Annotated in this window: 33 protein-coding genes, 1 tRNA gene and 5 pseudogenes; 23 read left to right on the top strand and 16 right to left on the bottom strand. The window is 68.0% G+C overall.

The window, feature by feature from the left end:
• The first annotated feature begins 56 nt into the window (after positions 1-56).
• Positions 57-851: a ZIP family metal transporter gene (locus QT17_RS09915; protein WP_039459618.1), complete on the top strand. Its 795-nt coding sequence runs from the start codon at positions 57-59 to the stop codon at positions 849-851.
• Here the strand turns inward: QT17_RS09915 and QT17_RS09920 are convergent.
• Genes QT17_RS09920 through QT17_RS09930 form a run of 3 tightly spaced genes read right to left on the bottom strand, consistent with a single transcriptional unit; the run spans position 848 to position 2178 of the window.
• Positions 848-1174 carry a hypothetical protein gene (locus QT17_RS09920; protein ID WP_039459621.1) on the bottom strand — a complete coding sequence of 109 codons (327 nt, stop codon included), beginning with the start codon at positions 1172-1174 and terminating at the stop codon, positions 848-850. The two genes, QT17_RS09915 and QT17_RS09920, sit on opposite strands and share 4 nt — an antisense overlap.
• Positions 1175-1183: 9 nt before the next feature.
• A complete protein-coding gene (locus QT17_RS09925) occupies positions 1184-1762 on the bottom strand; it encodes an SCO family protein (protein ID WP_039459623.1) in 579 nt (192 codons plus the stop codon).
• On the bottom strand, positions 1759-2178 hold the full coding sequence (locus QT17_RS09930; RefSeq protein ID WP_039459719.1) for a copper chaperone PCu(A)C: 420 nt from the start codon (positions 2176-2178) through the stop codon (positions 1759-1761). The genes QT17_RS09925 and QT17_RS09930 overlap by 4 nt, the downstream gene beginning before the upstream one ends.
• Before the next feature lie 60 nt (positions 2179-2238).
• Between QT17_RS09930 and QT17_RS09935 the strand changes: the two genes are divergently transcribed.
• The 4 genes and pseudogenes from QT17_RS09935 (at position 2239) to QT17_RS09950 (ending at position 4214) form a co-directional block, all read left to right on the top strand.
• Positions 2239-2685, top strand: a complete 447-nt coding sequence (locus QT17_RS09935; protein WP_039459625.1) for a hypothetical protein — start codon at positions 2239-2241, stop codon at positions 2683-2685.
• Entirely contained in the window at positions 2660-3253 is a 594-nt protein-coding gene (locus QT17_RS09940) for a MazG family protein (RefSeq protein WP_039459626.1), read from the top strand. Before QT17_RS09935 ends, QT17_RS09940 begins: the two co-directional genes overlap by 26 nt.
• Positions 3254-3282: 29 nt before the next feature.
• A pseudogene (locus QT17_RS09945) lies at positions 3283-3754 on the top strand (CoA pyrophosphatase).
• Positions 3717-4214, top strand: a complete 498-nt coding sequence (locus QT17_RS09950; protein WP_039459629.1) for a type 1 glutamine amidotransferase domain-containing protein — start codon at positions 3717-3719, stop codon at positions 4212-4214. Before QT17_RS09945 ends, QT17_RS09950 begins: the two are co-directional and overlap by 38 nt.
• Here the strand turns inward: QT17_RS09950 and argB are convergent.
• Both argB and QT17_RS09960 read right to left on the bottom strand, forming a co-directional pair.
• On the bottom strand, positions 4183-4950 hold the full coding sequence (gene argB, locus QT17_RS09955) for an acetylglutamate kinase (protein WP_039459632.1): 768 nt from the start codon (positions 4948-4950) through the stop codon (positions 4183-4185). The two genes, QT17_RS09950 and argB, sit on opposite strands and share 32 nt — an antisense overlap.
• Positions 4943-5434 (bottom strand): hypothetical protein, encoded by a 492-nt coding sequence (locus tag QT17_RS09960; RefSeq protein ID WP_152607377.1) that lies wholly within the window; start codon positions 5432-5434, stop codon positions 4943-4945. Before QT17_RS09960 ends, argB begins: the two co-directional genes overlap by 8 nt.
• Here QT17_RS09960 and dnaX point away from each other — a divergent pair.
• From dnaX to QT17_RS09985, 7 genes and pseudogenes are all read left to right on the top strand, one after another.
• A pseudogene (dnaX, locus tag QT17_RS13085) lies at positions 5323-6465 on the top strand (DNA polymerase III subunit gamma/tau); the annotation flags it as partial. The gene QT17_RS09960 and the pseudogene dnaX overlap by 112 nt on opposite strands.
• A 164-nt stretch (positions 6466-6629) precedes the next feature.
• Positions 6630-6833: pseudogene (locus QT17_RS15040) on the top strand (DNA polymerase III subunit gamma/tau); the annotation flags it as partial.
• 90 nt (positions 6834-6923) lie between these two features.
• On the top strand, positions 6924-7061 hold the full coding sequence (locus QT17_RS14540) for a hypothetical protein (RefSeq protein ID WP_235283898.1): 138 nt from the start codon (positions 6924-6926) through the stop codon (positions 7059-7061).
• 7 nt (positions 7062-7068) lie between these two features.
• Complete coding sequence (locus tag QT17_RS09970) at positions 7069-7350, top strand: metal-sensitive transcriptional regulator (RefSeq protein ID WP_039459634.1); 282 nt, start codon at positions 7069-7071, stop codon at positions 7348-7350.
• 1 nt (position 7351) lies between these two features.
• Positions 7352-7834: an HD domain-containing protein gene (locus QT17_RS09975; RefSeq protein WP_152607378.1), complete on the top strand. Its 483-nt coding sequence runs from the start codon at positions 7352-7354 to the stop codon at positions 7832-7834.
• A gap of 67 nt (positions 7835-7901) precedes the next feature.
• Entirely contained in the window at positions 7902-9752 is a 1851-nt protein-coding gene (locus QT17_RS09980) for a 2-oxoacid:acceptor oxidoreductase subunit alpha (RefSeq protein ID WP_039459637.1), read from the top strand.
• A 1-nt stretch (position 9753) separates the two neighbouring features.
• The gene (locus QT17_RS09985) at positions 9754-10668 is read left to right on the top strand and encodes a 2-oxoacid:ferredoxin oxidoreductase subunit beta (RefSeq protein WP_039459639.1); all 915 of its coding nucleotides are present in this window, start codon (positions 9754-9756) and stop codon (positions 10666-10668) included.
• On the opposite strand, the gene QT17_RS09990 is transcribed toward QT17_RS09985, so the two are convergent.
• Entirely contained in the window at positions 10665-11933 is a 1269-nt protein-coding gene (locus QT17_RS09990; protein WP_039459642.1) for an FAD-binding oxidoreductase, read from the bottom strand. The genes QT17_RS09985 and QT17_RS09990 overlap by 4 nt on opposite strands.
• Before the next feature lie 26 nt (positions 11934-11959).
• Here QT17_RS09990 and moaC point away from each other — a divergent pair.
• Together moaC and QT17_RS10000 are read left to right on the top strand one after the other, a co-directional pair.
• Positions 11960-12432, top strand: a pseudogene (gene moaC / locus QT17_RS09995) (cyclic pyranopterin monophosphate synthase MoaC).
• 29 nt (positions 12433-12461) lie between these two features.
• Entirely contained in the window at positions 12462-12791 is a 330-nt protein-coding gene (locus tag QT17_RS10000; RefSeq protein ID WP_039459645.1) for a NifB/NifX family molybdenum-iron cluster-binding protein, read from the top strand.
• Here QT17_RS10000 and QT17_RS10005 read toward each other — a convergent pair.
• The 3 genes from QT17_RS10005 to rtcB are packed head-to-tail and all read right to left on the bottom strand — an operon-like array spanning position 12763 to position 16598.
• Positions 12763-13668: a hypothetical protein gene (locus QT17_RS10005; protein ID WP_039459647.1), complete on the bottom strand. Its 906-nt coding sequence runs from the start codon at positions 13666-13668 to the stop codon at positions 12763-12765. The genes QT17_RS10000 and QT17_RS10005 overlap by 29 nt on opposite strands.
• Before the next feature lie 7 nt (positions 13669-13675).
• Positions 13676-15133, bottom strand: a complete 1458-nt coding sequence (locus QT17_RS10010; protein WP_039459648.1) for a phosphodiester glycosidase family protein — start codon at positions 15131-15133, stop codon at positions 13676-13678.
• Positions 15134-15167: 34 nt separating this feature from the next.
• A complete protein-coding gene (gene rtcB / locus QT17_RS10015) occupies positions 15168-16598 on the bottom strand; it encodes an RNA ligase RtcB (RefSeq protein ID WP_039459650.1) in 1431 nt (476 codons plus the stop codon).
• Between the two features lie 103 nt (positions 16599-16701).
• Here rtcB and QT17_RS10020 point away from each other — a divergent pair, with 103 nt between their 5' ends.
• Positions 16702-17631 carry a PP2C family serine/threonine-protein phosphatase gene (locus QT17_RS10020; protein ID WP_039459652.1) on the top strand — a complete coding sequence of 310 codons (930 nt, stop codon included), beginning with the start codon at positions 16702-16704 and terminating at the stop codon, positions 17629-17631.
• A 23-nt stretch (positions 17632-17654) separates the two neighbouring features.
• Positions 17655-18068, top strand: coding sequence for a nucleoside-diphosphate kinase (gene ndk, locus QT17_RS10025; RefSeq protein WP_018110318.1), 414 nt, complete (start codon positions 17655-17657; stop codon positions 18066-18068).
• Here ndk and QT17_RS10030 read toward each other — a convergent pair.
• Positions 18065-18613 (bottom strand): NYN domain-containing protein, encoded by a 549-nt coding sequence (locus QT17_RS10030; RefSeq protein WP_039459654.1) that lies wholly within the window; start codon positions 18611-18613, stop codon positions 18065-18067. The genes ndk and QT17_RS10030 overlap by 4 nt on opposite strands.
• Positions 18614-18807: 194 nt before the next feature.
• Complete coding sequence (locus tag QT17_RS14075) at positions 18808-19053, bottom strand: hypothetical protein (protein ID WP_052155199.1); 246 nt, start codon at positions 19051-19053, stop codon at positions 18808-18810.
• Positions 19054-19315: 262 nt separating this feature from the next.
• Here QT17_RS14075 and QT17_RS14545 point away from each other — a divergent pair, with 262 nt between their 5' ends.
• Genes QT17_RS14545 through QT17_RS13890 form a run of 3 tightly spaced genes read left to right on the top strand, consistent with a single transcriptional unit; the run spans position 19316 to position 19790 of the window.
• On the top strand, positions 19316-19438 hold the full coding sequence (locus QT17_RS14545) for a transposase (protein WP_235283900.1): 123 nt from the start codon (positions 19316-19318) through the stop codon (positions 19436-19438).
• 8 nt (positions 19439-19446) lie between these two features.
• The gene (locus QT17_RS15045; RefSeq protein WP_369792388.1) at positions 19447-19626 is read left to right on the top strand and encodes a transposase; all 180 of its coding nucleotides are present in this window, start codon (positions 19447-19449) and stop codon (positions 19624-19626) included.
• On the top strand, positions 19554-19790 hold the full coding sequence (locus QT17_RS13890) for a transposase (protein WP_255347465.1): 237 nt from the start codon (positions 19554-19556) through the stop codon (positions 19788-19790). The genes QT17_RS15045 and QT17_RS13890 overlap by 73 nt, the downstream gene beginning before the upstream one ends.
• 275 nt (positions 19791-20065) lie before the next feature.
• On the opposite strand, the gene QT17_RS10045 is transcribed toward QT17_RS13890, so the two are convergent.
• The 4 genes and pseudogenes from QT17_RS10045 to QT17_RS14080 form a co-directional block, all read right to left on the bottom strand.
• Positions 20066-20140: transfer RNA gene (locus QT17_RS10045), tRNA-Val, on the bottom strand.
• A gap of 58 nt (positions 20141-20198) precedes the next feature.
• Positions 20199-20522 (bottom strand): annotated as a pseudogene (locus QT17_RS10050) (hypothetical protein); the annotation flags it as partial.
• Complete coding sequence (locus tag QT17_RS15050; protein ID WP_369792390.1) at positions 20450-20617, bottom strand: hypothetical protein; 168 nt, start codon at positions 20615-20617, stop codon at positions 20450-20452. The gene QT17_RS15050 and the pseudogene QT17_RS10050, both read right to left, overlap by 73 nt.
• A gap of 55 nt (positions 20618-20672) precedes the next feature.
• Positions 20673-20849, bottom strand: coding sequence for a hypothetical protein (locus QT17_RS14080; RefSeq protein WP_200883394.1), 177 nt, complete (start codon positions 20847-20849; stop codon positions 20673-20675).
• Between the two features lie 102 nt (positions 20850-20951).
• On the opposite strand from QT17_RS14080, the gene QT17_RS10060 reads away from it, so the two are divergent.
• The 4 genes from QT17_RS10060 to QT17_RS10075 are packed head-to-tail and all read left to right on the top strand — an operon-like array spanning position 20952 to position 23522.
• Positions 20952-21614 carry a response regulator transcription factor gene (locus QT17_RS10060; RefSeq protein ID WP_039459656.1) on the top strand — a complete coding sequence of 221 codons (663 nt, stop codon included), beginning with the start codon at positions 20952-20954 and terminating at the stop codon, positions 21612-21614.
• Complete coding sequence (locus tag QT17_RS10065; RefSeq protein WP_039459658.1) at positions 21611-22501, top strand: ATP-binding protein; 891 nt, start codon at positions 21611-21613, stop codon at positions 22499-22501. Before QT17_RS10060 ends, QT17_RS10065 begins: the two co-directional genes overlap by 4 nt.
• A 15-nt stretch (positions 22502-22516) precedes the next feature.
• Complete coding sequence (phoU, locus tag QT17_RS10070) at positions 22517-23179, top strand: phosphate signaling complex protein PhoU (RefSeq protein WP_039459660.1); 663 nt, start codon at positions 22517-22519, stop codon at positions 23177-23179.
• Position 23180: 1 nt separating this feature from the next.
• Positions 23181-23522 (top strand): iron chaperone, encoded by a 342-nt coding sequence (locus QT17_RS10075; RefSeq protein WP_039459662.1) that lies wholly within the window; start codon positions 23181-23183, stop codon positions 23520-23522.
• Here QT17_RS10075 and prfB read toward each other — a convergent pair.
• Positions 23519-24617 (bottom strand): peptide chain release factor 2 gene (gene prfB, locus QT17_RS10080; protein WP_152607380.1). Its coding sequence is split into 2 segments (ribosomal slippage): positions 23519-24565 and positions 24567-24617, totalling 1098 coding nucleotides; the frame shifts between segments, so codons are not numbered across the junction. The genes QT17_RS10075 and prfB overlap by 4 nt on opposite strands.
• Positions 24618-24624 lie beyond the last annotated feature (7 nt).

Raw genomic sequence — 24624 nt, forward strand, 5'->3', positions numbered from 1 at the left:
CAGGATACCCCAAAGCGGGCTTGCCCCGGGATTTAGGTTCCCCTAAAATCGGGGGCATGGACACCCCGGTTCTCCACGCCCTTCTTGGGGGCCTCTTCACCTGGGGCCTCACCGCAGTGGGGGCGGCCAGCGTCTTCCTGGCCCGGGAGCCGAGCCGCAAGCTCCTGGACGGCATGCTGGGCTTCGCCGCCGGGGTGATGCTGGCGGCCAGCGTCTTCTCCCTCCTCCTGCCCGGGATGGAGATGGCGGAGGCCCAAGGGCAAAACCCCCTGGTTCCGGCGGTGGTGGGCTTCCTCCTGGGCGGGGGGTTTCTCCGCTTGTTGGACCGCTTACTGCCCCACGTGCACCTTTTCCCCGGGGCCCAGGCGGAAGGCCTCCCCACCCACTGGCGGCGCACCACCCTCCTCATCCTGGCCATCACCCTGCACAACTTCCCCGAAGGGCTCGCCGTGGGGGTGGCCTTCGGGGCCGCCGGCCTGGACCCCACGGGGGCGGCGAGCCTGGGGGGAGCCATCGCCTTGGCCGTGGGCATCGGGCTTCAGAACCTGCCCGAGGGCCTGGCGGTGGCCTGGCCCCTGCGGCGGGCGGGGGTGGGCGCGGGGCTCGCCTTTTTTTACGGCCAGCTTTCCGCCCTCGTGGAACCCCTGGGAGCGGTCTTGGGGGCGCTCTTGGTAGGGCAGATGATGGCCCTCCTCCCCTACCTCATGGCCCTGGCGGCGGGGGCCATGATCTTCGTCATCGTGGAGGAGGTGATCCCGGAAAGCCAGGCGGAGGGCAACGGGGACGTGTCCACCTTCGGGGTCATGGTGGGCTTCGCCACCATGATGGCCCTGGACGTGGCCTTGGGCTAGCCCCGGCCCAGGCGCTCCCGGAGGAGGCGGGCGGCCTCCTCCGCCTTGGCCCTGGCGGTTTCCGCCGCCTTTTTGGCGGCCTCGGCCAGGCCCCTCAGGCGGTCGGGGACCCCGTCTTGGTCTTGGTCCAGCTCCTTGAGCCGGGCCTTGGCCTCCTCCAAAGCCTTTTTGGCCTCCTCCAGGGCCCGCTCCACCACGTCGGGCCGGCCGTCCTTGTCCTGGTCCAGCTTCTCCTTGAGCTCCAAAAGGCGCTTTTCCGCCTCCCCCGCCGCTTCCCTAACCGCTTCCCGCGCCTTGTCCAGGAGTTCTTTTAGATCCGCCATTCGGTCATTCTACAACAAAGCCCTGAGGTCCGCCACCACCTTGTCCGTGGCCTCCACCTTCTCGGGGCTGAAGAGGAGGACGAGCCTCCCCCCCCGCACCACGAAGGTGGTGGCGGTGTGGTCCACCAGGTACTCCCCCGGCCCCCGGTACTGGGTCTTCTGGTAGTAGACGCCAAAGCGTTGGGCCACCTCCTGGATGGCCTCAGGGCTTCCGGAAAGGCCCAGGAAGCTGGGGTGGAAGTTCTTGGCGTAGCGGTCCGCCACCTCGGGGGAATCCCGCTCCGGGTCCACGCTGACGAAGACCACCCGCACCCGCGCCTGCTCCGCGGGGGAAAGCCCCTCATAGGCCCGCTTCAGGGCCAGGAGGGTGGTGGGGCAGACATCGGGGCAGTGGACGTAGCCGAAGAAGAGGAGGACCACCTCGCCCAAATCCGCCAGGCGCACCGGGCCCTTCGGGCCTTCCAAGGTGAAGTCCACGGGCTTGGGGTTCATGAGCCGGGTGCCGTGGAAGCTATGCCCCTTGGGCAGGAAAAGGTAGGCCACCCCCAAGAGGGCCAAAAGGGCAAGGGGAAGCCATAGCCGCCTCATCGTTCCTCCACGGGTAGGCGTACCTTAAGCTGGGTACCGTTTTGGAACTTGAGGACAAGCTCCACCCTCTCCCCCAGCTTGAGGGGCCGCCTGAGGTTGAAGAGCATGAGGTGGTATCCCCCGGGCTTGAGGACAAGCCTGCCCTTAGGCGGGACCTCGGCGAAGTCCACGGGCCGCATCCCCATGACCATCTTGCCGTCTTTTTCCTGGTGGAAGGTACCGTGGAGCTCCACCCGCTCCGCCCACGCCGCCTCCGCCCCCACCAGGCGCAAGGGGGCGTCCCCCAGGTTTTCCAGGGTCAGGTAGGCGGCGGTGACGGCCAGGGTGGCCGGATACCGGACCCAGCCCTCCACCACCCGCACCTCTTGCGCCAGGGCAAAACCGAGGAGAAGAAAAAGGACCATCCCGCGCCGCATGGCCTCAGGATAGGGGCTTTGGGGGGAACAAATGTACTTCACCGGGGTAAGATGCCCTCCATGCTCCGCTTGGCCGGGATCCTCCTTACCCTCCCCTTCTTCCTCCAGCTCCTCGGCCTGGGGGATACCCCCTTGGGCGGGGGGCTTTGCGGGGAGGTCTTCCGCCTGAAAGACCCCGCCTTGGCCTTAGCGACCCCGGGTTTCTGGTACGGGCTCCTCTTCATGGTCCTTTTGGCCTTGGAGCTCGGCTTTGGGCTTTCCCTCCTCCTTCTCCCCCTTCTAGAGGTGCGCCTTGGACCCAGTTGGCTTCGGGCGGGGCGCCTTTTGGTGGGGGGGCTTTTCCTCCTCTTCCTCCTCACCCGCACCACCGGGCTCCCCGTGCCCACCCCGGCGGGGGTGGTCCTGGAGCCTGCCCCCATGGACCCCTTAAGCCTCCTTTTGGTGGGGCTATCCCTTTTGGGCGGGCTCCTTTTGCGGGAGAATGGGGGGCATGGAACGCCTGCTTGAGGTGATGCGCCGCCTCAGGGGCCCCGGGGGGTGCCCTTGGGACCGGGCCCAGACCCACGAGAGCCTGGTGCCCTACCTTTTGGAGGAGGCTTCCGAAGCGGCGGACGCCCTCCTTAAAGGCAACCCCAAGGAGATGGCGGAGGAGCTGGGGGACGTCCTCTTGCAGGTGGCCTTCCACAGCGTCATCGCCGAGGAGGAGGGGCGGTTTTCCTACGCCGATGTGGAAGGGGCCATCGTGGAGAAGCTCATCCGCCGCCACCCCCACGTCTTCGGGGAGGCCAAGGCCAACACCCCGGAGGAGGTGAAGGCCCGCTGGGAAGACCTAAAGGCCCAAGAGGGGAAGCGGGAAGACCCCTGCGGCCTGCCCCAGCACCTCCCCACCCTCCTCCGGGCCTACGAGCTCCAGAAGAAGGGGGTAGACCCGGGAAGCGAGGAAGGGCTTAAGCGAGCCCTGGAGGAAGGGGACCTCGAGGAGGCGCTTTGGAACCTGGTGGGGCTTTTCGCCAAAAAGGGCCTGGACCCCGAGACCGCCTTAAGAAGGCGCTCCCTCAAAGCCTGCCAGCGGTAGCCCCGCCCGTGGGCTTCCGCTTGGCGGCGGTGGCGGTTCCCCTCTTGGGGGGGCCACCTCCTCTTCACCCGGCGTAGCCCCCACCTCCCCACCCACGCCGGCCAGGTGAGTTTCCCCGGGGGGGTGGTGGAGCCGGGGGAAGGGGTGGTGGAAGCAGCCCTGCGGGAGGCGGCGGAGGAGGTGGGGCTAAAGGGGGTGGAGCCTTTAGGCTTCCTCTCCCCTACCCTTTCCCCCCAGGGGTTTTGGGTGCAGCCCGTGGTGGTCTTCCGGGAGGACCTCCCCGCCCTAGAGCCTAACCCGGAGGAGGTGGCGGAGGTCCTCCTGGCCCCCTTGGAGGAGCTCTTAAGCCTTTCCCCCTGGAGCGAGGTGCGCTTGGGCCGCACCGTCTGGCACTTCCCCTGGCGGGGGGTGGACATCTGGGGGGTGACGGGGAATATCCTGAAGGAGTTCCTGGAGGTGTGGCGTGAAGCGCATCGGGATCCTGCTGGCGGACCTCTTTGACGAGCGGGAGTTCCTCTACCCCTACTACCGGGTACTGGAGGCGGGCTACCTGCCGGTGGTCCTGGGGCCGGAGGCCCGGGAGTACCGGGCCAAGTCGGGCTTTGCCTGGAAGGCGGAGCTGGGGGCGGCGGAGGCCCCGGAGCTCGCCGGGCTTCTCATTCCCGGGGGCTTCGCCCCCGACTACCTGCGCCGAAGCCCGGCCGTCTTGGACCTGGTGCGGAGGGTGGCGGAAGCGGGCAAACCCTTAGGGGCCATCTGCCATGCGGGCTGGGTCCTCATCAGCGCCGGGCTGGTGCGGGGCAAAAGGGTCACGGGCTTCGCCTCCATCCGGGACGACCTGGTGAACGCCGGGGGGCTTTACCAGGAGGAAGGGGTGGTGGTGGACGGCACCCTGGTGACCGCCCAGGGCCCGAAGGACCTCCCCGAGTTTATGCGGGCTTTTCTCCGGCTCCTAGGGTGAAGCGGGTCCCCGCCTGGCCCAGGCGGACCCCCTCCAAGACCCCAGGCCCCCCCTTGGCGATGGCCGCCCAAGGAGCCCCGGCCCGAAGGGCCGCCAGGGCCGCTTCCACCTTGGGGATCATCCCCCCTTGGATGACCCCTTGCCGCTTTAGGGCCTCCACCTCTTCCGGGGTGAGGTGGGGAAGGCGGGTCTTGGGGTCCGTGGGGTCGCGGTACACCCCTTCCACGTCGGTGAGGAAAAGGGCGGGCCAGCCCAAGGCCCCAGCCACCGCCGCGGCGGCGGTGTCGGCGTTGACGTTTAGGGGGCCCTCCTCGTCCAGGGCGATGGGGGCGAGGAGGGGGGTGTAGCCCTTTTCCAGAAGGTCCAAGAGGAGCCCCGCCTCCACCCCCACCACCTCCCCCACCCGGCCCAGCTCCGGCAAGGCCCGGCCCCGAAGGCACAAGGCGTCCCGGCCGGAAAGGGCGATGGCCTTCCTGCCCCTTCTGGAAAGCCCCTCCGCCAGGCGCTTGCCCGTGAGGTAAAGGGCCATCTCCACCGCCTCCACCTGCTCCTTGGGGGTTACGCGGAGGCCCCCCACGAAGCGGCTCTCGTACCCCAGCCGGGCGAGGAGGGCCCCGATCTCGGGGCCGCCCCCGTGAACCAAAACCAGGGGCCCGGGGTAAGCGGCGAGCTCGTTCAAAAGGGCCTCAGCCCCCCTTAGGCTTCCTCCCACCTTCACCAGCAAGGCCTCACTCAAGGTAGACCACCTCCTCGGGCAAGCCTCCTTCCTCCTCCGCCTCCAGAAGGTCCAAGAATCCCAGAAGGGCGTGGTCGGGGTGGAGGCCGAAGTGGGCGGCCAGGGCCTGAACGGCGTTTAGGGGGGGCATCCGCGCCGCCCCTTGCAGAAGGGGAAGGAGGGCCTCGGGGGCCAGGAGAGCCTCCCCCAGCTCCGGGCCCCGCCGGAGCTCCGCCACCCCCTTGCCCTCTTCCGCCAGGAGGAAGAGGAGGTCCTCCTCGTTTAGGACCATAAAGGCCAGGGCGGGCCCCAGATGGGAAAGCGCCTCCAGGAAGGCCCTTATGGCCTTTGGATCTTCGTCGGCCTCGAGGGCCTCGTGATAGAGGCTCACCCATGGGCTGTCGGGCACCACGTAGACCCCGGCCCCCCGGGTTTCGCTTTGGGCCCAGGCCACCACCCGCTCTGGGGGGGCCTCCACATGGAAGGAGAGGAAGCTCCGCACCACGCCCTATACTAGCCCTTGTGAGCGCCCTCTACCGCCGGGTGCGCCCCCTCACCTTCGCCGAGGTGGTGGGCCAAGAGCACGTGAAGGAACCCCTCACCCGGGCCATCCGGGAAGGGCGGCTGGCCCAGGCCTACCTCTTCTCCGGCCCCCGGGGCGTGGGGAAGACCACCACCGCCCGCCTCCTGGCCATGGGTGTGGGCTGCCAAGGGGAGGAGCGCCCCTGCGGGGCCTGCGCCCACTGCCAGGCGGTGCAAAAAGGAGCCCACCCCGACGTGGTGGAGATTGACGCCGCCAGCAACAACTCGGTGGAGGACGTGCGGGAGCTTAGGGAAAGGATCCTCCTCGCCCCCCTTGTCGCCCCCAAGAAGGTCTTCATCCTGGACGAGGCCCACATGCTCTCCAAAAGCGCCTTCAACGCCCTCCTCAAGACCCTGGAGGAGCCCCCGCCCCACGTCCTCTTCGTCTTCGCCACCACGGAGCCGGAAAGGATGCCCCCCACCATCCTCTCCCGCACGCAGCATTACCGCTTCCGCCGCCTCACGGAGGAGGAGATCGCCGCCAAGCTCACGCGCATCCTCGAGGACCTGGGCCGGCGGGCGGAACGGGAAGCCCTTCTCCTGGTGGCCCGCCTGGCGGACGGGGCCATGCGGGATGCGGAAAGCCTCCTGGACCGCCTCCTCCTCCTGGAGGACCCCCTCACCCGGGCCAAGGTGGAGGAGGCCTTGGGCCTTCCCCCCAAGGAGGCCCTTTTCAGCCTCGCCCAGGCCCTGGGAGAGGGCCGGATGAAGGAGGCCCTGGAGGAAGCCCGCAGGCTCTACGGCCAGGGCTTCGCCCCCAGGAGCCTGGTGGGGGGGCTCATGGAAGCCTTGCGGGAAGCGCTCTACGCCGCCTACGGCCTTCCGGGAAGGTCCCTTTCCCTTCCCCCCGAGGCCCTCCTCGCCGCCCTCACCCGGCTGGACGAGGCCCTGGAGCGCCTGGCTCGGCGCTCCGACCTCCTGGCCCTGGAGGCGGCCCTCCTCGCCGCCTTCGCCCCCACCCCCAAGGCCCCGGCGGAACCCGCCCAGGCCCCGCCCCCGGAACCCCCCTTGCCCGAGTTTGACCCCTTGGCCCCCCCACCCCGCCGCGCCGGGGTGAGGGCGAGGCCCAACCGAAGCCCAGTGGGGAAGAAGCCTTGGCTCCCCGCTTCCGCGCCTTTTTGGAGGCCCTTCGGCCCACCCTGCGGGCCTTCGTGCGGGAGGCCAGGCCCGAGGTGGTGGGGTCCGCCCTCTACCTCCGCTTCCCCGAAGGCAAGGCCTTCCACCACAAGCGGGCGGTGGAGCAAAAGGCGGCCCTTTTGCCCTTGGCCCAAGCCCACTTCGGGGTGGAGGAGGTCCATTTCGTTCTGGAAAAAAAAACCCCTGAGCCGGTAAGCCCCAAGCCTAAACCCCCTCCCCCGGCCCCGGAACCTCCCCCTCCGGCCCCGCGGGAGGCTCGGCCTCCGGAAGGAGAGATGGGAAAAGACCCCGAAACCCGCCTTCACCAGATCGCCCGCCTCCTGGGGGGGAAGCTCCTTTGGGTGCGCAAACCCAAGGCCCCGGAGCCCGAGGAACCCGTGAGCGAGGACAACATAGGGGGTAGTGGTATATAATGCCCCCATGACCAAGACCACCGAGCTGGGACAAGACACCGTGGAAAACATCCTGAAGCGTCTTCGGCGCATTGAGGGCCAGGTTCGGGGCCTGCAGAAGATGGTGGCGGAAGGCCGCCCCTGCGACGAGGTCCTCACCCAGATGACCGCCACCAAGAAGGCCATGGAGGCGGCGGCCACCCTAATCCTCCACGAGTTCCTAAACGTCTGCGCCACCGAGGTTTCCGAGGGCAAGGTGGACCCCAAGAAGCCCGAAGAAATCGCCAACATGCTGAAGAAGTTCATCTAGGATGGCAGGCCGGCTCGCCCGGCTGAAAAAGCGGCTTTTTCGCCTTTTCCTGGCCTTCTTCCCCCAAAGGGCGGCGCCGGAGGATGGCTTCGCCTTGGCCTTCTTGAAGGAAGGCGAAAGGGCCCTTTACCTGGCCATGGACCCCCGGGACCGGGCCCACGCGGTGCGGGTGGCCCGCCGCCTCCTCCAAGCCCACCCGGAGGCCCCACCGGAGGCGGTGCGGGCCGCCCTCCTTCACGACGCCGGCAAGGCCCTAAGGCCCTACCGCCCCCTGGAACGCATCCTCACGGGGCTTTTCGCCCCGCCCCTTCCCCCCTACCCCTTGCGCTCAGGGCTTCTTGGGGCCTTCCAGGTGCGCCGCCACCACGCCCTCTACGCCGCCGAGCGCATAGAAGACCCCCTCGTGCGGGCCCTGGTCCTGGAGCACCACGCCCCCAAGACCCTCTGGGGCAAAAGGCTCCACCAAGCGGACCAGGAGGAGTGATTCGGGCAAATGCCCCTAGCCAACCCGAGGCATAAGGAGTAGCGTAGTCCTGGACCAAGGAGGGCTTATGGAGGAGTTCACTTGGCGCGTGGGCGGCCCCCAAGGGGGCGGGATAGAGACGGCGGCCACCCTTTTCGCCCGGGCCGTGGCCAAGGGGGGGTGGTGGGTGGCCACCAAGCGGGAGTACCACTCCAACATCATGGGGCGGCACTCCTACCTGGACGTACGCCTGGGGCGAAAACCCGTGGGGGCCTTCCGGGACAGGGTGGACTTCCTGGTGGCCCTGGACGGGGAAACCCTAGCCCGCCACCTGGGCGAGGTGCGGCCTGGGGGGGTGCTCCTTTACGACCCCAAGGTGCTGGACCTTTCGGTGCACAAGCTCCCCATGTTGGACCACCGGGTGCAGGAGGCCCTGGCCGAGCGCTTTGGCAAGGGCGACCCAAGCCTTAAGGAGATCCTCGCCGCTTACGCCGAGGCGGGCGTCCAACCCCTCCCCTACCCCTATGAGGAGGTGGCGGACCGCATTGGGGCGGAGCTCGGGGTGCCCTCGTTGCAGACCCGGCGCACCCTGAACACCATCGCCGTGGCGGCGAGCCTCCACCTCCTGGGCTTTCCCCTAGAACCCCTGCTGGAGGCCTTGGCCCTGCAGTTTAGGGGGAAGGTGCTGGAGCTCAACGAGAAGGTGGCCCAGGCAGTCTACCGGGAGGAGGTGCCGAGGCTTTCCCTTTCCCTCCGCCTAAACGGCTACGAGCCGGGCCGGGTCTACCTCACCGGGGCCCAGGCCGCCGCCCTTGGCAAGCTCGCCGGGGGGCTTCGCTTCCAGACCTACTACCCCATCAGCCCGGCCACGGACGAAAGCGTTTACCTCGAGGCCCACACCAACTTCCAAGGAGCGGACGTGGCCGTGGTGCAGACGGAGGACGAAATCGCCGCGGTGACCATGGCCATTGGCGCCGCCCTCACCGGGGCCAGGGCGGCCACCGCCACCAGCGGCCCCGGCTTCAGCCTCATGGCCGAGGGGATGGGCTTCGCCGGGATGATTGAGGCCCCCTTGGTGGTGACCCTCTACCAGCGGGGCGGGCCCTCCACGGGGCTTCCCACCCGCACGGAGCAGGGGGACCTCCTCTTCGCCATCCGGGGCGGGCACGGGGAGTATCCCAGGCTCGTCCTCGCCTCCGGCGACATCCTGGACGCCTTCTTGGACGCCCAGAAAGCCCTGGCCTGGGCCTGGCGGTACCAGACGGTGGTGGTCCACCTCCTGGACAAGTTCCTGGCCTCCATGGCGCAAAGCCTCCCCAAGGAGGCCCTCACGCCCCTTCCCCAAAACGGGGAGAAACGGCTGGCGCCCCGGGAGGGCTTTGGCCCTTACGAGCGCTACGCCCCCGCGGAAGACGGCATCTCCCCCTTCATCCCCCTCGGGACCCCAGGGGGCTTCTACTGGATGACCTCGGACGAGCACGACCTCGAGGGGCACATCACGGAAGACCCCGTCCTCCGGGAGTACCAGATGGAAAAGCGCATGGAAAAGCTCCGCACCGCCCGGCGGGAAATCCCCCTGGAGGACCAGTACACCCTTTACCGGGATGGGGACGTTTTGGTCCTGGGCTTCGGCACGGTGAAGGGAACCCTCCTGGAAGCCTTGGACCACCTCCCCGGGGTGGGGTACCTGCACCTAAAGCTCCTTTGGCCCTTCCCCGAGATCGGCCCCCTCCTGGAGGGGAAGCGGCTCGTCACCGTGGAGCACAACTACTCCGGGCAGCTCGCCGATCTGGTGCAGCAGGAAACCCTGAAGAAGGTCCACCACCGGGTGGTGAAGTACAACGGCCGTCCCATCACCCTGGACGAGGCGGTGGAGGCGCTCAAAGCGGTGCTCGCGGGGACGGCCCCCGAGCGCCTGGTCTTGAGGAAGGGAGTCTAGCATGGTGGAGCTTAAGCTTCAGGACTACAAGGCGGAGAAGCAGCCCGACTGGTGCCCGGGCTGCGGGGACTACGGCATCCTCTCCGCCCTCCAGATGGCCCTCTTTGAGCTGAAGAAGAACCCGAGCCAGACCGTGGTCTTCTCCGGCATCGGCTGCTCGGCCAAGACCCCCCACTACCTGAACGTCTACGGCGTCCACACCCTCCACGGGCGCGTCCTGCCCGTGGCCCAGGGGGCCAAGCTGGCCAACCCCCACCTCACCGTGGTGGCGGTGGGAGGGGACGGGGACGGCCTGGGCATCGGGGCCGGGCACTTCGTGGCCTCGGGCCGGAGGAACGTGGACATGCTCTACATCCTCTACGACAACGAGGTCTACGGCCTCACCAAGGGGCAGGCGGGGCCCACCTTGGGCCTGGGGGAGAAGACCAAGAGCCTGCCCAAGCCCAACCCCCAAGGGCGCATTAACCCCCTCCTCCTGGCCTTCGCCGCGGGGTACACCTGGATCGCCCGGGGCTACGCCTACGACGTGAAGGGCCTAAAAGAGCTCATCAAGGAGGGCATAACCCACAAGGGCCTCGCCTTCCTCCACGTCCTGCAGCCCTGCCCCACCTACAACGACCTGCACACCAAGGAGTGGTTCGCCCTCAGGCTCTACAAGCTCCAGGAGGAGGGCTACGACCCCTATGTTCCCGAAGGGCTCTCCCCCGAGGAGCTAGACCAAAAAATGGCCAAGTTCCAGGAAAAGGCGGCGGAGTGGGGGGAAAGGATCCCCACCGGGGTCTTCTGGAAGGCGGAGGTGCCCACCTTTGAGGAGCGCCTTAAGGCCTACCTCCCCCGCTACCCCGAGGTCTACCCCGCCCTGGGGCAGAAGGAGGCCTTGGACCTGGAAGGGCTCCTCAAGGAGTTCGCCCTCTAAAGCTGGGCCCGGGCCGCCGCCCCCTGGGGGCGGTAGCCGGGGTCGCGGTAGCGGGCAGGCAGGAAGGAATAGGCCCAGGGGGGAAGCGCCTCCCCCAGGACCATCCGGGCCAGTACCTCCCCCGCCCCCAAGGCGGCCATGACCCCATAGCCGGAAAAGGCGGCGAGGAGGTAGACCCCTTCGGCCACGGGGCCCAAAAGGGGCAGGTTCTCCGGGGTGCGCACGTAGTACCCCCCGTCCACCCGGGGCCGCACCCCCAGGTAGGCCCTAAGGCCCGGCAAGATGGGGAACAGGCCCCGCAGGGCCACCTCCCCCGCCCAAGAAGGCGGGGTGGGGCCGCAGGCCCGGGGTTCCTCCGCCCGGGGCCAGGGGTTATAGAGGGCGAGGAAGCCTTCCCCCTCGGGCCGCCCGTGGGCCCCCGGGGGCAAGGGGCCGAGGAGGGGGGCGAGGTCCTCCGCCTCCGCCAGGAGGGCCCGCTCCTCGGGGGAGAAGATCTCCCCGGGCTCGTTCCAGATGAGGAGGGGGGCCTCCCGGGGGAAGAGGCGCAAGGGATCGGGAAACCAGGCCTTGAAGTGGGGCTCGGCCGCCACGGGAAGGCCAGGGTCTAGCCCCCGCAGGAGGGGAAGAAGGCCGGGCCCGGGGGCCAGGACCAGGGCGAGGAAGGACCAGACCTCTTCCTTCCCCTCAAGCCGCACCCAGGCGGAGCCTTTCCCCTCCAAGCCCAAAAACTCCCCCCGCACCACCCTTCCCCCCGCCGCCCGCAAGGCCTCCAATAGGGCCATCCCCAGGCCTTGGGCGGAAAGCCAGCCCGCCCTGCGCACGTGGAGCCCCGCCCTGGCCTTCAGGTGGGCCAGGTAGGGGAAAACCTCCCCCAGGGCCCCGGGCAGGAGGAGGTCCATCCCCTCTTCCGCCCCTTCGGGGTAGGTGGCGGCCTTGCGGTGGACCCGCAAGGGCCCGGCGTGGGGAGCGGCCTGGGCCAGGGCGAGGAGGTCCTCCGCCCGGCCCAGGTAGAGGTAGCCCCGGGGCTTCATCCGGGCCGCCTCCGCAAAGGGGCCCAGGTGCTCCAGGCCATGGGCCACCAAGGCGGCCAAGGACTCCTCCCCGGGCCAAAAGACCCGGTAGCACTCCGTGGACTTGTCGCTGGTGCAGGAAAGGGGGGCTTCCCGCTCCAAAACGAGGACCGGAAGCCCCTTCTGGGCCAAGAAGTGGGCGGCGGATAGCCCCAGGATCCCCGCCCCCACCACCAAGACGCTCTCCCTGGGCACCCCCCTTAGGGTACTACACTGGGACCATGGACCTCACCCACTTCAAGGACGGCAAGCCCCAGATGGTGGACGTGACGGAAAAGCCAAAGACCTTCCGCGCCGCCACCGCCGAGGCCTTCGTGGAGCTCACGGAGGAGGCCCTCTTGGCCTTGGAAAAGGGGGGGTGGGCAAGGGGGACCCCTTGACGGTGGCCCAACTCGCCGGCATTCAGGGGGCCAAGAAGACGGCGGACCTCATCCCCCTCTGCCACCCACTTCCCCTCACAGGGGTGGAGGTGAAGGTGGAGCTCTTGCGGGAGGAAAAGCAGGTGCGCATAGAGGCCACGGCCCGCACCAAGGCGGAAACCGGGGTGGAGATGGAGGCCCTAACCGCCTGCGCCGTGGCGGCCCTCACGGTGTACGACATGCTCAAGGCGGCTTCCAAGGGGCTCGTGATCTCCCAGGTGCGCCTCCTCCACAAGGCGGGAGGGAAAAGCGGGGAGTGGCGGCGGGAGGGATAGCGTTTACCCCAGGGGTGTATCCTAAAGCCATGCGCGTCGCCATCGCTTTGGGCAAGGAGGAGGGCCGGGTCTACCCGGGGCCCTTCGGCCACGCTCCCCGCTACGCCATCTACGAGGCGGCAGAGGAAGGGCTAAGGCTTGTGGAGGTGCGGGAAAACCCCCACGCCAACGAGCACGGGGAGGAGAAGCACGCCAAGATGCGGGCCCTCCTCCAGGACGTGGACCTCAAGGTGGGGGCCCGCTTCGGCCACGGGGGGTCCTTGGGGGCCTTTCCCGTGGCGGGGCGCCTCGAGGTGGGCCCCGTTTCCCTGGAAGAGGCCCTAGCCCTCCTCATGGAGCGGCGAAATAGCGCCGGATGAGCTCCTGGGCCTCGGGGGCCAGGAGGGTCTTCTCCAGGTAGACCTCCACCCCCCGCCGCACCCTTTCCGGGGGCCTCCCCCCAGGCCAAGGGGAAGGAAGGGCGGCGCCTCCCCCTTCCCCCGGGGCGAGAAGCCCCGCCTCCTCCCCCTGGGGCGTCAGGGGAAGGACGGGAGGGCCCTTTTGGGCATCCCCGGTGCCCGCCCTTCCCTCGGAAGCCGGGGAAGCCCTCTCCCCCCTGGCCCCGGGCGAGGCTGGGGGGCCTTCTCCCTTCCCCTGCAGCGTACCGCCCCCTGGGGAAGGCGGGGGGGTTTCCCCTTGGGGCGTCCCGCTCCCCGAGATTCCTTCCCCCTCTTGTGTTCCATTCCCTTTGGCCCCGCCCCCGTGGGCCGGGGAGCCTTCCTCTTCCTGGGGTGCGCCGTTTCCTTGGACCCCACCCCCAGGGACCCTGGAGCCTTCCCCTTGCCCTTCCCTTCCAGAAGCCCCTTGGGGCGGGGCAGGCCGCTCCAGGCCGGGCAGGGTCCAAGGGGCCCCACCCCCTTCCGCCCGCCAAGCGGCGAGGAGAAGGGCCAAGAGCAAGGCCAGAAGGTAGAGGAAAAGAAGCCCATTGGGAAAGGGTGGAAGTTTCAGGGGGGCTTTCCTCGCCTCCGCCCAAAGCCTTTCCTCCCGTAGGCCAAGGCGGTGGGTAGGCGAGGTCACCCGGGCGATCTCCCTTAAGGCCCTTCCCTCCCAAAGGCGGCTTGGCAGGAGGAGGGCGAAGGGGGAAAGGAGGGCAAAAAGGGGGTGGAAAAAACCCAAGAGGGCGAGGCCCAGGGCCAAAAGGAGGCGGTGGCGCCAGGCCAGGCGGCTGGCGTAGGCGCGGTGGAAGCCGGGGCCCACAAGGCGATTATGGCGCAAAGAGGGCCAGGACGCTCACCACGGGGCGGGGGCTTCCCGAAGAGGGGCTTCGCAACGCTCCCTTCACCCAAAGCTGGGCCGAGCCGCCCCCGTCCATCCGAAGGGCGTTCCAGGCCCCGAGGGCGAGGAGGGCCCGGGCCAGGACCCCCGGGGTGGTGGGCTCGGAAACGAGGAGCCAAAGCCTTCCCTCCTTGGTCCAGGCCACGGCGGCCTGGGGGGCCACGGCCAAGAGGGGCCTCGGGTCTTTAAAGTTCTCCTTGTCCGGGTCAAAGGCGTACCGGCCCTCCTGGAGGAGGAGGGGCCCCCCTTCCAGGGCGTAGCGGAAGGGGGGGTCCAGCCGCCCGTAAAGGCTCAGGCGGTCCCCCAGCGCCAAGGGGAAGGGCGGGGCCCCTTTGGGGAAGGTAAGGGCCCAAGCCCCCGGGGGAAGCTCCGCCGGGGCGGGGAGGAGGGCCACCACCCGGTCCTCCCGCACCAGGGCCACCTCCTCCCCTTCCCGCCCCACGGGGCCCGGCACGGTGTGGGCGGTGTAGCGGGCCCTCGAGGCGTTCACCCCCACCCGCACCCGCTCCCCCTTGGGCCCCGCCACCACCGCCTCAAAGCGGGGAAGGCCCAGAAAGAAGGCGAAATCGTCCCACATCAGGGCGGCCCGGCCAAAGGGGTAGGCAACCGTGACCCCGTCCTGGACCCAAAGCCCGATGGGGGTGGCGGTCTTGGGGTCAAAGTAGCCCCCGTTGAGCACCACCAAGGCCCCCGGGGCCAGGTCCTTGGGGAGGGCCCTTTTCCCCGGGGTGCCTACGGGAAGAAGCCTTCCCCTTTCCGCCTCCACCAGGTAAAGCCTGAGGGGCTCCGGGGTGAAGGCCCAGACCTCGCGGTAGCGCACCCCCGGGGCCAAAGCCTCCTCCACCTCCGGAGCCAGGAGGTAGAGGTCCAAAACGAGGCGGGGCGGGTTTTCCAGGGGAAAAAGCCGATAGCGGAGGAGCTTCCCGGGGGCGGAAAGGGTTAGCTCGGTACCCTCGGGAAGGAGCCGCACCGAGGCGGAAAGGCCCTGGGGCCAGGGGACCTCCAGGGCTTGGGGCGCCAGGTAGGGAAGGAGGAGGCGGGCGCTTCCCCGCCCCGTCCCCTCCTTTGGCGCATGGGGGGAGGAGGTGGGAAGGTCCAGGACCAGGCGGAAGGCCCGCCCTTGGTTGCCGAAGCGCACCCCCACCTCCGGCACCTGGAAGTAGCCCAGGGCCTTTAGGACTTCCAGGGGAAGCCTCTCCCCTTCCGGGGCGGGCCAGTTCCCCAAGGGCTCGGCCCAGCCCACCCCGGGCACGTACACAAAGCGCTTCCCACTCCCCTCGTACACCCAAGCCCCCCCCTCCTCCCGAAAGGCGAGGCCGAAGACCTGGGCGGGAAGGCTTTGGCCGAAGGCGAACCCCAAGGCGAGGAAGAGGGCAAAAAGCCTCATCCCCCCATGAAAGCAAAGCCCGGTGAGAATGGCCTTAGCCCTTCACCACGATGAGGGGGCGCAGGCGGGCCACCTTCTTGCCGATCCCCGCCCCCTCCACCGCCTCCACCACCAGGGAGACGTCCTTGTAGGCCTCCGGCATCTCCTCGTCCACCGTGGCCCGGGTGGCGGCCCGCACCAGGATGCCCCGCTCCGCAAGTTCCTTGACGAGGTTGCGCTCCCGGGCCACCCGCTTGGCCTGGTGGCGGCTCATCTTCCGCCCCGCCCCGTGGCAGCTGGAGCCGAAGGAGACCTCCATGGCCTTGGCCGTGCCCGCCAGGACGTAGGAGTAGCGGCCCATGTCCCCCGGCACCAAAACGGGCTGGCCCACCCGGCGGTACTCCGGGGGGATCTCGGGGTTGCCGGGGCCAAAGGCCCGGGTGGCCCCCTTGCGGTGGACGAGAACCCGCCGCCCCTTGTGCTCCTCAAACTTGGCGTTGTTGTGGGCGAGGTCGTAAAGCACCCTCAGGCCATGGTCCCGGGGCGCGTAGCCCACCGCCTCAAAGGCCTCCCGCACGAAGTGGGCGATGAGCTGGCGGTTGGCGAAGGCGAAGTTGGCGGCGGCGGCCATGGCCTGGAGGTAGTCCTGGCCCTCGGGGCTCTGGATGGGGGCCGCCGCCAGCTGCTTGTCCACCAGCTCAATCCCGTAGCGGGGGGCCACCTTGAGGAAGCGCTCCACGTAGTCCTGGCAGACCTGGTGGCCCAGGCCCCGGCTTCCCGTGTGGATGAGGACGGTGATCTGGCCCCTAAAAAGCCCGTAGGCCTCCGCGGCCTCGAGGTCGTACACCTCGTCCACGTACTGCACCTCCAGGAAGTGGTTGCCGCTTCCCAAGGTGCCGATCTGGGGGGCTCCCCGCTCAAAGGCCCTTTCCGAGACCTTGTCGGGGTTGGCCCAAGGGAGGCGGCCCTCGGACTCCATGAAGCGCACGTCCTCGGGGTAGCCATAACCCCGCTTCACCAGCCACCCCGCCCCCTCCTTGAGGATTTCCTTGAGCTCGCGCTTGCTGAAGCGCACGTCCCGCCGCTCGCTCCCCACCCCCGAGGGGATGAGGCGGTAAAGGGCGTCAGCGAGCTCCCGCTGGCGGGGGAGGAGGTCTTGTAAAGTAAGATGAGAAACTAAGAGACGGACCCCACAATTTATATCAAAACCAACTCCACCCGGGCTCACCACCCCGCCCTCCTCCGGGTCAAAGGCCGCCACCCCGCCGATGGGAAAGCCATACCCCCAGTGAATGTCGGGCATGGCCAGGGCCGGCTCCACGATGCCGGGCAAGGTGGCCACGTTCATGAGCTGTTGCAAGGAGGCGAAGTTTTCCGCCTCCAGGTCCTTCAGGATCTCCTCCGAGGCGAAGAAGACGGCGTCCACCCGCATCTTGCCCTGCTTGGGAATGCGGTAGGTGTAGGGGGCGATTTTCTCAAAGTGCATAGCGCCCTCCCAAAACAAAACCGCCGGGCTCTTGGGGCCCGGGCTCACCTTCAAGCTACCGCCATATGCGGTATGCGTCAAGGATATGCGGTAAAATCCCCCCGTGCCGGAGCTCTCCTTCGCCCTGGAAACCCACCCCGGCCGCAAGCGCCCCAAGAACGAGGACGCCGTGGGCCACGCCCTCACCCCTTGGGGCGGCGTGTTCGTGGTGGCGGACGGGATGGGGGGGCACCGCACGGGGGAGGTGGCGGCCAGGCTGGCGGTGGACACCATCCTGGAACACCTGAAGGACAAGGAGCCCTCCCCCAAAGCCCTCCTCGAGGCCTTTGAACGGGCCAACGAGCGCATCTTCCAGGAGGCGCAGCGCCCGGAGAACCGGGGCATGGGGACCACCGCCACCTCCTTGGTCCTGGACCTCCCCTACGCCCTCATCGCCCACGTGGGGGACTCGAGGGCCTACCTCCTCCGCCAAGGGGAGCTTTCCCTCCTCACCGAGGACCACTCCTGGGTGGCGGAACGGGTGCGCCAGGGCCTCCTCACCCCCGAGGAGGCCCGGACCCACCGCTGGCGCAACGTGATCACCAACGCCCTGGGCTCCTTCCCCCAGGCCCGGGTGGACCTCCTGGGCCTCAAGCTGGAACCAGGTGATGCGTTTCTCCTCTGCACCGACGGGCTTTCCGGGGTGCTGGACGAGCGCACCCTAAAGGAAGTCCTGAAAACCTTCCCCCCCGAGGAGGCCGCCCGGCGCCTGGTGGCCCTGGCCAACGAGTGGGGCGGCCCCGACAACGTGAGCGCCATCGTGGTGCGGGTGCCGGAGGAATTGCCCAGCGGCAACCGCCCCTACGCCCTGCCCCTGGAGGCCGCCCGAGGCGCCCCGGTGCGGCTGAAGCTGGGGGAGGAGCCCGACGCGCTCCCCACCCAGGTGATGGAACCGCCCAAGCGCCCCCGCATCGGCTGGCGGGACGTGCTCCTCATCGCCCTTTGGATCCTGGTGGTGGGCTACATCCTCCTGGGCTACTTCAAAGGCCCCTGAGGACCTGCTAGACTCCTAAGGGTATGGAGCGCACCTTCGTCATGGTCAAACCCGACGGCTTCCGGCGCGGCCTGGTGGGGGAGATCCTCGCCCGGTTTGAGCGCAAGGGCTTCCGCATCGTGGGGCTAAAGGCCCTCAGACTCTCCCAGGAACTGGCGGAAAAGCACTACGCCGAACACCGGGAAAAACCCTTTTTTCCCGGCCTGGTGGGCTTCATCACCTCGGGGCCGGTGGTGGCCATGGTCCTGGAAGGCCCCAACGCCATCGCCGAGGTGCGCAAGATGATGGGGGCCACCCACCCCAAGGACGCCCTCCCGGGCACCATCCGCGGGGACTTCGCCACCACCATTGACGAAAACGTGATCCACGGCTCCGCCACCCCGGAGGACGCCCAGAGGGAGATCGCCCTCTTCTTCCGCCCCGAGGAGCTCCTCTAGCCCTCCCCGCCCTCCGGGGCCTGGGGGAGGCTGGGCGCCCGAAGCCTCTCCCAGGGAAAGTCGTCCAGGGGGTAGAAGCGGTCCGCCTGCTGGGCCAGGCGGTGGGAGGAAAGGGCGTGGAAGGTGGTGTTCTCCACCTGCTTGCCCATGTCCTGCACCACCCGCACCACCTCGGCGAAGTCCCCATCCCCCGACACCAGCACCGCCACGTCGTAAGCGTCGGCGTAAGCCAGGCGCAGGATGTCAATGGCGATCTGGATGTCCACCCCCTTTTCCACGAAGCCGTCCGCCCGGCGCTCCAGCCGCCCCAGGCGCACCGCCACGTAGGGCACCCGCTTCAGGTAGTTGAGGAAGCTCTGGTGGGCCTTGGCCGCGGGGTCTTCCGGGGGAAGGGGGGCGTTGTAGTAGTAGGCGCGCAGAAGCCGCCTCCCGGCGGTGAGGAGGGTGATGAACTCCACGAAGTTCAGCCGATAGTCCGAGCCCAGGTGCTGCACCAACCCCTTGTAGAGGTTGGAGCCGTCAATAAATATGGCCACCCTTTCCATAATCGGCCCGCCCCTTTCCGGGCACCCTCAGTTTAGCCCCGGGGCGTGAGAAAGTTTATAGCCCACCGCTCCATGAGCGGTGGGGGAGGCATACCAGCTTCGGCTTAGCCCTTTCGGGCGAGACCATCCTATCATGGATTTCTCAAAATGTGCAAGATTCTGTAGTCGGTCAAGACATTCCTTCGTGTGCTACCTCAAATCCCCACCCCTGCCATCCTGAGAAGGATCCGGCTCCGGATGAGGTTGTGAGCTAAGGTCACGCGATAGCGTACCTTGCGGATGAGGTTCACCCCCGCCAAAAGACCCCAAAAGGACCTGACCCCTACCCGAGGAAGCCCCAAAGAGCGCACCATCACGCTGAAGCGGGTTTCTATCCAGTTCCTCACCTCCCGGACCCAGCGAAACCCCCGGTCCCCCAGGACGGCGGGAAGCCCAAGCAAAAGCGCTTCCCCCCAAGTCTCCCCGAGCGTTGCCGGGCGGGAGGCCAAAGGGGAAAAACAGGCCTTTGGCCAGGGAGATGGGTTTGAGGTCCACCACCTGGGTCACGGGCGAAGCCCGTAGATTGCGCAAGCCTTCTCCCCCGGCGAAGGTTTGGGCGGGTAGCGTAGCGTATTTTGTGGGTTAATCTGGAGGTGTCCGATGACCCAAGAGAAGCTCCAGCGGTTGACCAAGGAGGAGATCCGCCGGCGCACTCGGTAAGGGGTGAAAGCGGTCCGTGAGCGGGCGCTGGAGGAGGAGATGACCGAGCACCTGGCCGCCGGCTACCAGGAGCGCACATCCAGCCGGCGGGTGGAGAAGGGAAGGAGGCGTGGAGGAACCTTCTGAAGGGTTTGGTGGAGCGGGGGCTTCGGGGGATGAAGGTGGTGATTTCCGACGACCACCCATCCATCCGTGGGGCGGTGATGGCGGAGCTACCTGGGGCGAGGTGGCGGCGCTTGGCGTGCGACGTGTTGGCCCATGTACTGGGCGGATCAAGCGCGCGAACGTGCGGGAGCGGCTATTCAGGGAGGTGAAGCGGAGGACCGGGGTGGTGGGGGTGTTTCCGAGCGAGAGGAGCCTGGGCAACCTGGCCACGGTGGTGATGCTGAGGGCGAGGGAGGACTGGGCGTTCAGGCGCTACAGGGACATGGGCCCCCTCTGGGCCGTGGAGGAGAAACCCACAAAAAAGGCTACTTGACCAACCGGGAAGCTTTCCTCTGGGAAAACGGCGGCGGCAAGAACGGCTACTACCTAAGGAAGTTCTTGATCGCCCTTACAGAACAGATGGGTTACCCAAGGGTTGCGGGGCTTCGCTGAAGTAGAGGGAGTGCTGGGGAGGATGCTTTGGGAGCGGTGTGCTCCCCGTACGCAGATTCCTACACACAACACCTAACTCGACCGGCCAAATCCCTTATCGCCATAAAAGGGCCTCCCCGCCTCACTATCAAGGCGGGGAGTTTTGCCTTTCCATCGTGGTGGGCGGCGTAGGACTTGAACCTACGACCTCTCGCGTGTGAGGCGAGCGCTCTTCCGCTGAGCTAGCCGCCCTCAGCCTTTTGAAGGTTAGCACGGGCCGGGAAAGCCTGTCAAGCAAAGGGGGGCTTGCCTAGTAAATCGCCTTGTACCCCGGCGGAGGGGGGAGGAGGGAAAAGAGAACCCTGAGGCCATAAGCCAAAAGCTCCAAGAACACCCGCACCATCGCCGTCTTGGGCTTCCTTTCCGCCAAATACCCACCCCTAAGCCCCGTCTTCATCCCCCGCTCCCACCGCACCAGGGCCAGGAGCCGGCTATGCCCCCGCACCCGCCGCACCTCCTCCCCCCTGCGGTACCGCAGTACCTGGTCCTTGCTCCAGTAGCTCAGGCCGGTGGTGTCCATGAGGTAAAGGGGGGGTCGGGGTCTTGGGGTGCGAGGTGGGCCTCCACCTCCTGGGCCAGGCGGTGGAGGAGGTCCTCCAGGAGGCTTGGGTCCAGGTGGTGGAGGGCGTAGCGGGCCAGGGACGGGTGGGAGGGGAAGGGGTCTTCCATCAGGTCTTGGATACGGCTTCGGTTTTCCGGTAGGTGAGCTTGTAGAAGGCGCGGGTCACGCGAAGCGTAACTTGCCTAGGAGGAGGGCGAGGTAGAGGGCGTGGGAGTAGCGCCAGGGTCTCCCCCTTCGGCCCGTGGGGGTGGGAGGGGCCACCTCCTGGGCGAGGCGGAGGCAGTGGGTGAGGACCTCTTTGGGGCTCGGTTCTCGCCGGGGAAAGCCGCGCTTGCCCATGGGGTTAGGATGCATAGACCTAACGGATTTTGCAAGGCAAGCCCAGCAAAGGGCTTGACCATGCCCTGACAAAGGGGAGGCTAGACTGAAGGCGTTGCCACGGTGCTCCTGGTGGAGGACGAGCCGGCGGTGCGGCTTGGGGTTCGCCTCGCCTTGGAGCGGGCCGGGCACCGGGTCCTCGAGGCGGAAAGCGCCCAGGGGGCTTGGCCCCTCCTCAAGGAGGCGGAGGCGGTGATCCTAGACTGGATGCTCCCCGACGAACCCGGGATCAAGCTCCTAGAAAGGATGCGGCAGGGCCCTTTCCCCGAGCTTCCCGTCCTCCTCCTCACCGCCCGGGCCGAGGTGCGGGACCGGGTGGAGGGCCTGAGCCGGGGGGCGGACGATTATCTGGCCAAACCCTTCGCCACGGAGGAGCTTCTGGCCCGCCTCGAGGCCCTGTTGCGCCGGGCGGGAAAGCGCAAGCTCCTCAGGCGGGGCCCCCTCCTCCTGGACCTGGAGCGCATGGAGGCGAGCCTGGGGGGCAGGCCCCTCCCCCTCACCCGGCGGGAGTTCGCCCTCTTGGCCTTCTTGGCCCAGCGCCCGGGCCGGGTCTACACCCGGGAGGAGCTCCTGGAGGCGGTCTGGGGCCAAGACTACCTCGGCACCCCCAGGACCGTGGACCAGCACGTGCTGCAACTCCGGGAAAAGCTCGGGGAAGACCCCAAAGCGCCCCGCTTTTTGGAAACGGTGCGGGGCATAGGCTACCGCTTCCGGGAGGCGGGGTGAAGGAGCTTCTGGCCGCCTGGGAGGAGGCCCTGGAGGGGCTGGTCCTCCACCGCAACCGGGAGGTGGTCTACCTGAACCCCAAGGCGGAGGAGCTCCTGGAGGTGAGCCGGGACAAGGTGGTGGGCCGTCCCCTCCTCCTGGCCCTGCGGGACCACCGCCTCGAGGCCCTGGCCCTCCACGGGGGGGAAAGAACCTTAGAGGTGCGGGGCCGCCTCCTTCGGGCCAAGGCCCTTCCGGGGAGGCTCTACCTCCTGGACGAAACCGAGGTGAGGCGGCGGCTAGAGGCCTTGGAGGAGGCCACCCTCACCCTGGCCCACGAGCTCAGGACCCCCCTGGCGGGGATGGGCCCCCTCCTGGAGGCCCTGACCCCCAGGACCCGGCAGGAAAAAGAGGTCCTGGACCTCCTTAAAGGGGAGGTGGCCCGCTTGGGCCGCCTGGCGCAAAGCCTTTCCTTCACCCAGCCCGGCCCCAAGCGAACCTTTCCCCTGGAGGAGCTCTGGCCCCGCCTGGAAAGGCTCCTTCAGGAAAGGCTTCGGGGAAGGCGGGTGGAGGTCCACCTCCCCTACACCGTCCACACCGACCCCGACGCCCTCTTCCAGATCCTCCTGAACCTTCTGGAGAATGCCCTCAAGTACGGCCAAGACCCCATCCACCTCTGCGCGCGGGTGGAAGACGGCCACCTCCACCTGGAGGTGCGGGACCAAGGCCCTCCCTTACCCGACTACGAGACCCTCTTCCTCCCCGGGCGCCGGGGGTTCCAGGGGGGCTTGGGGCAGGGGCTTGGCCTTTACCTGGTGCGCCGTCTGGCTCGAGGCCTGGGAGGCGAGGCCTACGCCAAGCGGGAAGGGGCGGAGAACGTTTTCGGCATCCGCCTTCCCCTAGACTAAAGCAAGGAGGAACCCATGCGGGAAGCCCTTGACCGAGCGCTCAACCAGCTATTGGAAGAAACCCTAAGGATGCTCTCCCTGGTGCGGGAGATGACCCAGGAGGCCACGGAGGCCCTCGTCCAGCAAGACGCCGCCCGGGCCCAGGAGGTCATCGCCAAGGACAAGGAGGTGGACGCCCTGGAGCTTAAGGTTGAAAACCAGGCCATCGCCGTCATCGCCCGCCACCAGCCCGTGGCCACGGACCTCCGGCTCATCTTCACCGTCATCAAGGCCCTCACCGATCTGGAGCGGGCGGGGGACTACGCCATGCACGTGGCGGAAGACACCCTCCTCCTGAGCAAGGAACCCCCCTTGAAGCGCTACGTGACCCTGCCGGAGATGGGCCGGCGCCTTCTGGAGATGACGGACACCCTAGGGAGGAGCGTGGCCGAGCGGGACGCCGCCCTCGCCCGTAAGGTCCTGGAACTGGACGACCAGGTGGACGGCCTCTACGAGGAGGTGACCCGGGAGCTCATCACCTACATGATGGAAGACCCCAGGACCATCACCAAGGCCCTCACCCTGATGCGGGTGGCCCGCAGCTACGAGCGGCTCGGGGACCACCTGGAAAACGTGGCGGAGCGGGTCATCTACTGGCTTACCGGGGAGGTTTACAAGGCCCCGGAGGACGTCTACTAGCATGGCCCGCCCCCAAGACCCCGAGGCGGTGTTGGCGGCCATAGAAGGCTGGCCCGAGCCCGACCGCTCCTTGGCCCTCCGCCTCCACGCCCTGGTGCAAAAGACCGCCCCCGCCCTCACCTTGCGCCTTTGGTACGGCATGCCCGCCTACGCCCTAAAGGGCAAGGTCCTCTGCTTCTTCCAGCCCGCCCACCGCTTCAAGACCCGCTACGCCACCTTGGGCTTCACCGACCAGGCCCGGTTGGACCAGGGAAGGATGTGGCCCGTGGCTTTTGCCCTAAAAGATCTAGGCCCGGAGGAGGAGGCCCAGATCCAAGCCCTCCTGCGCCGGGCCGTGGGCTAGTCCGCCTCCACCTCTTCCGCCGCTTGGCGGCGGCCTGCCTTCCACTCCAGCCCCGCCCAGATGAAGTCCATGAGGTCCCCGTCCAGGACGTTTTGCGGGTCAAAGCGCATGAGCCCCGTGCGGTGGTCCTTCACGTACTGCTTGTCCAAGACGTAGCTGCGGATCTGGCTTCCCCACTCAATGGGCCGCACCTCGCCCTTGAGCTTCCTCAGCTCCTCCTGCTTCTTCTTCCACTCCAGCTCAAAAAGCCGGGAGCGGAGGACCTTTAGGGCCAGCTCCTTGTTCTTGATCTGGCTCCGGGTGGTCTGGCAGGTGACGGTGATCCCCGTGGGCAGGTGGACGATGCGCACCGCGGAGTCCGTGGTGTTCACCCCCTGCCCCCCGTGGCCTTGGGAGCGGAAGACGTCAATGCGCAGATCCTCGGGGCGGATCACCACCTCCACACTCTCGTCCACCTCCGGCACCACCTCCACCCCGGCGAAGGAGGTGTGGCGGCGGCCCGAGGCGTCAAAGGGGGAAGGCCGCACCAGGCGGTGCACCCCCGCCTCGGGGGAAAGAAGGCCGTAGGCGTTTTCCCCCTTCACCAGGATCTGGGCGTAGTCAATCCCCGCCTCCGCCCCCGGCGTGAGGTCCACCACCTCCACCTGGAAGCCTTGGCGCTCGGCGAAGCGGGTGTACATGCGGAAAAGCATCTCCGCCCAGTCGCAGGCCTCCGTGCCCCCCGCCCCGGGTTGGATGGTGAGGATGGCGTTTTTCTCGGCGTGGGGGAAGCTGAGGAGGGTTTCGTGGTAGAGGTCGTCCAGCTTCTTGGCCGCCTCCTCCAGCTCGGGCCTCAAGGCCTCCCGCTCCTCGGCGGGAAGCTCCTCCCAAAGCTCAAGGAGGCCCTGGAGGTCTCCCTCTAGGGAGCGGAAGGTGTCCACCACCCGCCTGAGGCGGGCCGCCTCCTGGCTCACCCGCCTTGCCTCCTCCGGGTTTTGCCAGAGGGTGGGGTCCTCGAGGCGCCGGTTTAGCTCCTGCAGCCGGGCTTCCTTTCCGGGGATGTCAAAGATACCCCCGGAGGCTCTCTAAGCGTTTGGCGAGAAGGTCCAAGTCCATACCGCCT

This window comes from Thermus sp. 2.9, assembly GCF_000794385.1.
GTDB lineage: Bacteria > Deinococcota > Deinococci > Deinococcales > Thermaceae > Thermus > Thermus thalpophilus.

Coding starts and splice junctions, on each gene's coding strand:
- QT17_RS09985 (WP_039459639.1), top strand. CDS start 9,754: ATGGTGGAGCTTAAGCTTCAGGACTACAAGGCGGAGAAGCAGCCCGAC.
- QT17_RS10030 (WP_039459654.1), bottom strand. CDS start 18,613: ATGGAAAGGGTGGCCATATTTATTGACGGCTCCAACCTCTACAAGGGG.
- QT17_RS14540 (WP_235283898.1), top strand. CDS start 6,924: ATGGGAAAAGACCCCGAAACCCGCCTTCACCAGATCGCCCGCCTCCTG.
- QT17_RS10010 (WP_039459648.1), bottom strand. CDS start 15,133: ATGAGGCTTTTTGCCCTCTTCCTCGCCTTGGGGTTCGCCTTCGGCCAA.
- QT17_RS09940 (WP_039459626.1), top strand. CDS start 2,660: ATGGGGGGCATGGAACGCCTGCTTGAGGTGATGCGCCGCCTCAGGGGC.
- ndk (WP_018110318.1), top strand. CDS start 17,655: ATGGAGCGCACCTTCGTCATGGTCAAACCCGACGGCTTCCGGCGCGGC.
- QT17_RS09975 (WP_152607378.1), top strand. CDS start 7,352: ATGGCAGGCCGGCTCGCCCGGCTGAAAAAGCGGCTTTTTCGCCTTTTC.
- QT17_RS10000 (WP_039459645.1), top strand. CDS start 12,462: ATGCGCGTCGCCATCGCTTTGGGCAAGGAGGAGGGCCGGGTCTACCCG.
- QT17_RS09970 (WP_039459634.1), top strand. CDS start 7,069: ATGACCAAGACCACCGAGCTGGGACAAGACACCGTGGAAAACATCCTG.
- QT17_RS09980 (WP_039459637.1), top strand. CDS start 7,902: ATGGAGGAGTTCACTTGGCGCGTGGGCGGCCCCCAAGGGGGCGGGATA.
- QT17_RS14080 (WP_200883394.1), bottom strand. CDS start 20,849: ATGGGCAAGCGCGGCTTTCCCCGGCGAGAACCGAGCCCCAAAGAGGTC.
- QT17_RS09920 (WP_039459621.1), bottom strand. CDS start 1,174: ATGGCGGATCTAAAAGAACTCCTGGACAAGGCGCGGGAAGCGGTTAGG.
- rtcB (WP_039459650.1), bottom strand. CDS start 16,598: ATGCACTTTGAGAAAATCGCCCCCTACACCTACCGCATTCCCAAGCAG.
- QT17_RS09930 (WP_039459719.1), bottom strand. CDS start 2,178: ATGCGGCGCGGGATGGTCCTTTTTCTTCTCCTCGGTTTTGCCCTGGCG.
- QT17_RS09935 (WP_039459625.1), top strand. CDS start 2,239: ATGCTCCGCTTGGCCGGGATCCTCCTTACCCTCCCCTTCTTCCTCCAG.
- QT17_RS09915 (WP_039459618.1), top strand. CDS start 57: ATGGACACCCCGGTTCTCCACGCCCTTCTTGGGGGCCTCTTCACCTGG.
- QT17_RS09925 (WP_039459623.1), bottom strand. CDS start 1,762: ATGAGGCGGCTATGGCTTCCCCTTGCCCTTTTGGCCCTCTTGGGGGTG.
- phoU (WP_039459660.1), top strand. CDS start 22,517: ATGCGGGAAGCCCTTGACCGAGCGCTCAACCAGCTATTGGAAGAAACC.
- QT17_RS10075 (WP_039459662.1), top strand. CDS start 23,181: ATGGCCCGCCCCCAAGACCCCGAGGCGGTGTTGGCGGCCATAGAAGGC.
- QT17_RS15050 (WP_369792390.1), bottom strand. CDS start 20,617: ATGGAAGACCCCTTCCCCTCCCACCCGTCCCTGGCCCGCTACGCCCTC.